The sequence below is a fragment of the Thiomonas sp. genome, from assembly GCF_054608695.1.
The window spans coordinates 1-6,612 of sequence record NZ_JBTRXV010000137.1; the positions used below are offsets into that span (position 1 = coordinate 1).

4 protein-coding genes are annotated in these 6,612 nt (G+C 63.9%); 3 read left to right on the forward strand and 1 reads right to left on the reverse strand.

Going from position 1 to position 6,612, the window contains the following annotated elements:
- Window positions 1–501 (reverse strand): hypothetical protein (locus ACYCUK_RS22575; RefSeq protein WP_461596856.1); only part of this gene is annotated, 501 nt, incomplete at its 3' end.
- Window positions 502–532: 31 nt separating this feature from the next.
- Here ACYCUK_RS22575 and ACYCUK_RS22580 point away from each other — a divergent pair.
- The 3 genes from ACYCUK_RS22580 to mobF are packed head-to-tail and all read left to right on the forward strand — an operon-like array spanning window position 533 to window position 6,179.
- On the forward strand, window positions 533–808 hold the full coding sequence (locus ACYCUK_RS22580) for a hypothetical protein (RefSeq protein ID WP_461596857.1): 276 nt from the start codon (window positions 533–535) through the stop codon (window positions 806–808).
- On the forward strand, window positions 805–2,673 hold the full coding sequence (locus tag ACYCUK_RS22585) for a type IV secretion system DNA-binding domain-containing protein (RefSeq protein ID WP_461596858.1): 1,869 nt from the start codon (window positions 805–807) through the stop codon (window positions 2,671–2,673). Before ACYCUK_RS22580 ends, ACYCUK_RS22585 begins: the two co-directional genes overlap by 4 nt.
- Complete coding sequence (mobF, locus tag ACYCUK_RS22590; RefSeq protein ID WP_461596859.1) at window positions 2,670–6,179, forward strand: MobF family relaxase; 3,510 nt, start codon at window positions 2,670–2,672, stop codon at window positions 6,177–6,179. Before ACYCUK_RS22585 ends, mobF begins: the two co-directional genes overlap by 4 nt.
- Window positions 6,180–6,612 lie beyond the last annotated feature (433 nt).

Below are 6,612 nucleotides of genomic sequence, written 5' to 3' on the forward strand. Positions count from 1 at the left end.
GGACGGCTGGCCGATGGCCACCAGCCGGGCCACGCCCCGGCTTGCCGCCCACAACCCGCGCCACCGCCGGCCCTTGTCGGGGCCTTCGTCGCGCGGGCTTCGGGCCATGGATTTTGTGGACGGGCGGTGAATCTTCGAGGAGAGATTTTGCATTTTTCCGCATGTGGAAAAGCGGTTCGGCGGGCCGTCCATTTCATGGACTAGAGGGCACACATTACGCAGCTCCGCTGCACCCGAAAAAACACCCCGCGAAGCCCCGTGGTCATTGCCTTTTGGCGTGTCCGACAGCCAAGCGGGAAAGTGTCCGACGCTTTGGCCTGTTTCCGTTATCCGGTCCGACAATTTGCGACCATGCTTTTTCTTTGTCCCTTCGTTGGTTGGCCGCTTCACGTCCGACGGAATCGTCACCCGTCCGCGCCCGCTCGCGGATTTTTCAAAAAATTTCGCCTGCGGGGGGAATAGGGGAGAAGACGGCGGCAGGAGGATGACGGAAGTGGACAACAGGATATCGGTGCGGTTTCGGAGTGAGGAGATGGGGCGCCTCGCGGCGCTCGCCAAGGAGCGGAATCTCCCATTGGGGACGATGGTCAAGGTGCTGGTCAGCGTCGGCATGGACCAGCTCATGACGATGGAGATGGTGGAGCGATTCGAGGAGCGGAACGAGGCGATTCTCAGAGAGATCCTCGCCCGTGCGATGTCTCTCTCGGTCCAGGCGGGGATAGACAAGGAAAAACTGGAGAAGGGCAAAGAGATGGCCGGGGTGGTGATCGAGACCATCCGCAACGAGCGCGAGGAGAATTTCCAATGATGCCCCGAGCCAAGGTCTCCGTCTGGGCGTCGGGCATGGGGACGCTGTTCCATCGCGTCCATCTTTTCATCTCGCACCTCGGTCGTTTCGCGATGGTCTTCGTCGGCGCGTGGGGCTCGGTGTGGGACTTGTCGCTCGCCGTGTTCGATCCTCGCGCGGCGGATTATCTCTGGGGTGTGGCGGCGGGATCGTTCTTCTCGTTCCTTCTCGACGCGGGAGCGCCCATGACCATCGAGGTCCACGGGCGGGACGTGACCGCGCCCGCCTGGCAGGTGCGCGATTATGCGGCGGCGCATTTCCCCTGGTTCGGTTTTCTGTTCTGGGGGCTCGCGTCTCTCGCTCTGTGCTTGGGACTCGGCGTGATCGCCACTCGGTTTCTTGTGCGGCGCGGCGTCGTGGATATTTCGGATTGGTTCGTGCGGGGGCAGCGCCTCACTTCGCCGGAGGATGTGACCTCGATGATTTCAAGTGATGATCGGAGCCCGTTTCTCGTCGGCGGCGTGCCTATTCCATTCTCCAAACTGACCCGCAATGTGTTGTGTGTCGGCTCTATGGGCGCCGGCAAATCCCAGGAGATTCTCCATCTGCTGGACGCCGCCCGCGCGAAAGGGATGAAGTGCGTGGTCTACGATTTTTCGGGCGAGTTCGTCGAGCGATACTTCCGGGAAGGGGATGTGTTGCTCAACCCCCTCGACGCCCGCTGCGCCCCGTGGACCATCTTCAACGACATACACAAGCTCATGGACCCGGCGGCCCTGGCGGAGTTCTTCGTCCCTCAGCAGAGCAACAAGCAGGCGTCGAGCGATCCCATGTGGGAGAACGCCGCGCGGATGCTTCTGGAGGACATCATCCGCATCGTCGGCGGGAGGCCGCAGGGCCAGCGGTCCATGGCGGAAATTCTCAGAATCCTGTCCATGCCGCTGGCGGATCTCTTCGGTCTCCTGGAACGTAAAAAAGCGGTCAGCGCCGGACTGATCAACGACAAAAATCCCAAGAGCGCCGAGTCTGTCCGCATGACCCTTCTGGCCCAACCCGCGATCCGCTTCTTCTCGCTGTTCGGTCAGGCGGGGACGTTCAGTATTCGCGACTGGGTGAAGAACCAAGATGACGAGGGATGGCTGTTCATCTCCTCCCGTATCGACCAGCACGCAACCATCAAGCCCTTCGTCTCTGCCTGGTTGGAGATCGCGTTGATGGCGATCATGGAGCAGAGGCCGACGCCGGATCTGCGGATGATGCTGGTCCTCGACGAGTTGGGGTCGCTGCAAAAAATGCGTGCCCTGGAGAATGCTTTAGTCTATGGGCGCAAATACGGCCTGTTCACCGTCGTCGGTATTCAGAACGCCGCGCAGATAGACAATATCTACGGCAAGGATATGAGCGCGACGCTCATTTCCAATCTTCAGACCAAGCTGGTCCTGCGGACGGAGGAGGATAGCAGCGCCCGTCGCCTAGCGGACATCCTTGGCAAGGAGGACGTCGATGAGGTGCAGGAGAACATCAACCTGGGCGGCGAGGACGAGCAGCACACCAGCGCCCTGGTGCGCAACCGCAAGGAGCGGTACTGCGTCCTGTCGTCGGAGATACAGATCCTCCCCGACCTGGAGGGTTTTCTGAAGATCGCCGGGGACCTGCCGGTCTGCAAGGTCCGCATCGCGTACAAGGCCCGGCCCGTCATCGCCCCCGAGTACGTCGAGCGGGAGGGGCTGGACTTCCTGGCCGGCGGCGACGCGGAAGAGGGCCCCGGCCAGGATCCGTTCGGGGTGGACGAAATGGTGGACGAGCCGTGGCCGGCGGAGGAACCGCCGCACGAGGACGACGCCGGCCATGGAGAAGGAAACGAAAGCGGAGGGGTGTGGCTATGATCAGCGTGGGACAGATATCGAACGCGGGCGGAGCCGCGAGTTATTACACGGAAGAGCAGGATCGGCTGGAATACTACCAGGGGGAAAAATCACCCTCGGAGTGGAAGGGCGCGGGCGCCAAAATCTCCGGCATCGAGGGCGAGGAGGTCACGCGGGAGGGCATGGAGGCCATGCTCTCGGGCAAGGTCCGGGAAATCGGGGAAAGCGGTTTCATCGAGGAGCGGCAGCTTGGCCGGATCCGCGCGGACCAGGAGACCGGCGAGAAGAAACTGGAGCACCGGGCGGGTTGGGATTTCACGTTCAGCGCCCCCAAGAGCGTCAGCATCGAAGCGGAGGTGTTCGGGCGGAGCGACGTGCTGGACGCCCACCGGCAAGCCGTGGACAAGGCCATGGGCTACCTGGAGCGGCACGCCCAGGCGCGGATCGACGGCAAGACCGAAAATACCGGCAACCTGACCTACGCCCAATTCGAGCACGCCACCACCCGCGCCGGCGATCCCCAGGCCCACACCCACGTCGTCGTGACCAATCTGACCTACGGCGAGAACGGCAAGGCCTACTCCCTGGAAAGCAAGGGCATGTACGAGGCCCGGCACGCGGCGGACAACGTCTACAAGAACGAGTTGGCCCGGAGCCTTCAGGAGAAGGGCTACCAGATCGAATGGAACAACAAGGGCGACTTCGAGATCAAGGGGTACGCGCGGGAGCAGATCGAGGCCTTCAGCAAGCGCAGCGAGGAGATCAAGGAGGAACTGGCCGAGCGGGGCGTCACCAAGGCGGAGGCCTCGGCGCAGGAGCGCCAGATCGCGGCCCTGGATTCCCGGCAGGCCAAGAACCACCCGGAAAGCCGGGAGGCGCATCAGGAGCGGTGGTTGAAGGAGGCTGATGAAATCGGCATCAAGCCGGCGGAACGCGCCCAAGAGGGAGGGGAAAAGGCGAACGGCGAGGAGGCCGCCCGCGAGGCGGTGGGCAAAGCCATGTCCCATATCACCGAACGCGAGGCCGCGTTCAAAGAATCCGAACTGTACAAGGAGGCCGCCCGCTTCTCCCAGGGCAGGGCGAGCCTGGAGGAGCTCGACCGCGCCGTCCGGGACGCGAAGGCGTCCGGCGGGCTGGTGGATCGCGGGGACGGCAAGTTCACCACCAGGGAGATGATCACCCTGGAGGATGGCGTCGGCAAGCGCATCGAGGAGGGCAAGGGCGCCCACCAGCAGGTCATGGACAAGGCGGAGTTTGATCGGGCTCTCAAGGACTTCGAGACGCGGAAAAGCAAGGAGACCGGCCAGAGCTTCAAGCTCTCGGAGGAGCAGCGCGGCGCGGCGGGAATGATCCTGACCGGCAACGATCGCTTCCAGGGGGTGCAGGGCCTCGCCGGCACCGGCAAGACCACCATGTTGGAGTTCGTTCGGGAGGCGGCGGAGAAGAAGGGCTGGGAGGTAAAGGGGTTCTCCACCGGCGCGGCCCAGGCGCAAAAGCTGCAAGAGGAGAGCGGCATAGGGAGCCAGACCACTCGATCCTTCCTGAACGAGCGGCGGAGCGGGGCGCAGGCGGCGCGAAAGGACGCCGAACTGGCGCGGGGGGCGTTGGCGACCTACGAGGGACGCACGGCCTCGGCCCGCAAGCTGGAGAAGATCGCGGCGGATCCTGCCACCAAAAAGGAGTGGGACTCCAAGGGGCGGATGTATCTTAGGGCCAAGGACGGGTGCGTCTACCAGCCCGCCCTGCACTCCGGCAAGCGATCCATCGAAAGCCGCAACCTCAATCACGCCGGCCTCACCAAAACCCGCTACGTCATCGGCGAGAAAGGCGTGTTCAAGCAGGGCGGCACCCTCAAGTCGGAGCTGGCGGGCAAGATAAACGACCGCATCCAGGCCGGGATCCGGCGCGATTACCACAAGGGCCTGGATCGAATGCGAAGGGATGTCGCCAAATCCGGCGGAAGGGCGGGGGTCGGGGCGCAGTTGCGGGCCATCGGCCACGGTTTCCAGCGGGCGTTGCGGTCGGACTTGACCCGGTCCGCCTTTCGCAAGCACGAGAACTGGCGCAAGGCCGGCGTCATCGAGTCCGCGGCCGTGCGGGCGACGGCCTGGATCCAGCAGACGCGGGAGCGGGCGGATCTGGTCAAGGAACTGAAGGACCAGGCTGGGTCCCTGGACAAGGCGAATGGCGCGCGCAAGGTGCTCCACATCCACGACGAGGCGAGCCAGTCGGGCTTGAAGGAGTTCACGGACGTCATGTCGAAAACGGAGCGGGAAGGCGCCCGTACGGTGTTTCTTGGCGACCGCCTCCAGCATCAGTCCGTGGAGGCCGGCAAGGCCTTCGAGCAGGCCCAGAAGCATCTGCCCATGAACGAACTGACCGACATCCACCGCCAGCAGACGAAAGAGGCCAAGGGAATCGTCAAGGACGTGCTGGAGGGGCGGCACGGCGAGGCCTTGGCCCGCCCGGCGGTGGAGATACGCGGCGAGCAAGACAAGGTGCGCGAGAAGTGGGAGGACAGGGAGCTTTCGGAAAAGGACCGGCAAACGATGCGGGTGGAGATGCGCGGCGCCGCGCGAGCCGACAATCAGCACGTTGTGGAGCGGATCGCCAAGGATTACGCGGCGCTGCCCCAAGGGGCGCGAGGCAAGACCGCCATACTCACCTCCACCAACGCCGACCGGCAGGGCATCAACGACGCCGTTCGAGAGCAGCTGAAGGCCAAAGGCGAACTGGGGCGGGGCAAGGAGTTCGCCGTCCTGGAGAAGAAAGACATGAGCGAAGCGGAACGGCGGGCGTCGGCCTACGAGCGGGGCGACGTGGTGAAATTCACCTCCGCGCACCGGGCGCTGGGCGTGGAGAAGGGTGCGGAGGGGCGGGTCGTCGGCAAGGACGACCGCACCAACCGGGTGAGCGTCGAGCTGGACGGCGGGCGCGTGGTGCAGATGCGCGGGGACCTTAAAGGTGTGGAGGCCAGCAGGGAGGTCAAGCGGGAGTTCGCGGAGGGCGACAAGATCACATTCTCCAAAAACGACCGGGAGACCGGGTTCAAAAACGGCGACCAGGGCAAGGTGCTGGAGATCCGGGACAAAAGTCTCGTCGTGGAGATGAACGGAGAGCGGCGCACGGTGGATCTGGAGAAGTACCGGAACATCGATCACGGTTACGCCATGACCAGCGTGAAGGCCCAAGGCCAGACGGTGGACCGGGCGATGATCCACCACAACACCGAGTCGGGCCGGCACGGCGACCGGGAGACCTACGTCAACGTCACCCGCGCCCGGATGGGGGTCAAGGTTTACACCCAGGATGTCGAGAAGGCCAAGAGGCAGGCCGGTTTCAAGATGGACAAGGAGACCGCCAGACCAGAGCGGGAGGATGGTCGCCAGGAGCGCAAGGAGGAGCGTCGGAGCGCCGAGCGCGAGGCACCCGAGCGGAAACCGGCGGGGAAGGAATCCACGGGATCCGGCAAGAGCAAGGCCGGCAAGGAGAAGGAGGACGAGCTGGAGTTCGGGGCCGGACGCTAAGTTCTCCACAAAAACCAGGGATGGCTCTGTGGATGGCTGTTCCATCCCGCTGAACCACCGTGGCTATACACGGCGGCGCTAAAACACGCGATACGACGGTTCTGGCGGGTGTATGGGGGCGGAAAGGGGATGAAAGCCGGAGACGGCTGACGGATGGGTTTCGCCCCGCTTCGCAAGGAGGGGGCGGAAAAGGAGGCGGTCTGCTTGGGCCGTCAAGAGGCGGGCTTCGGCCCGCCTTTTTTTATGGGTCGAGTCGGCGCCGTCCAAAAATTTCGCGTCGCGGGGGAATAGGGGTGGATACCCGACGTTTCACCGGAAAGGAGATGAAGTGATGGATGAATACACCCCCAGACGCCTGGCGGTTTTGCTGTTGCCCTTCAATCCCAAAGCCCTCCCGGATCTCTACCTGTGCGGCGAGGACACGGAATCGATG

Excerpts from the sequence above, each read along its gene's own strand:
- ACYCUK_RS22585 (WP_461596858.1), top strand. The coding sequence starts at position 805 with ATGATGCCCCGAGCCAAGGTCTCCGTCTGGGCGTCGGGCATGGGGACG.
- ACYCUK_RS22580 (WP_461596857.1), top strand. The coding sequence starts at position 533 with ATGGGGCGCCTCGCGGCGCTCGCCAAGGAGCGGAATCTCCCATTGGGG.
- mobF (WP_461596859.1), top strand. The coding sequence starts at position 2,670 with ATGATCAGCGTGGGACAGATATCGAACGCGGGCGGAGCCGCGAGTTAT.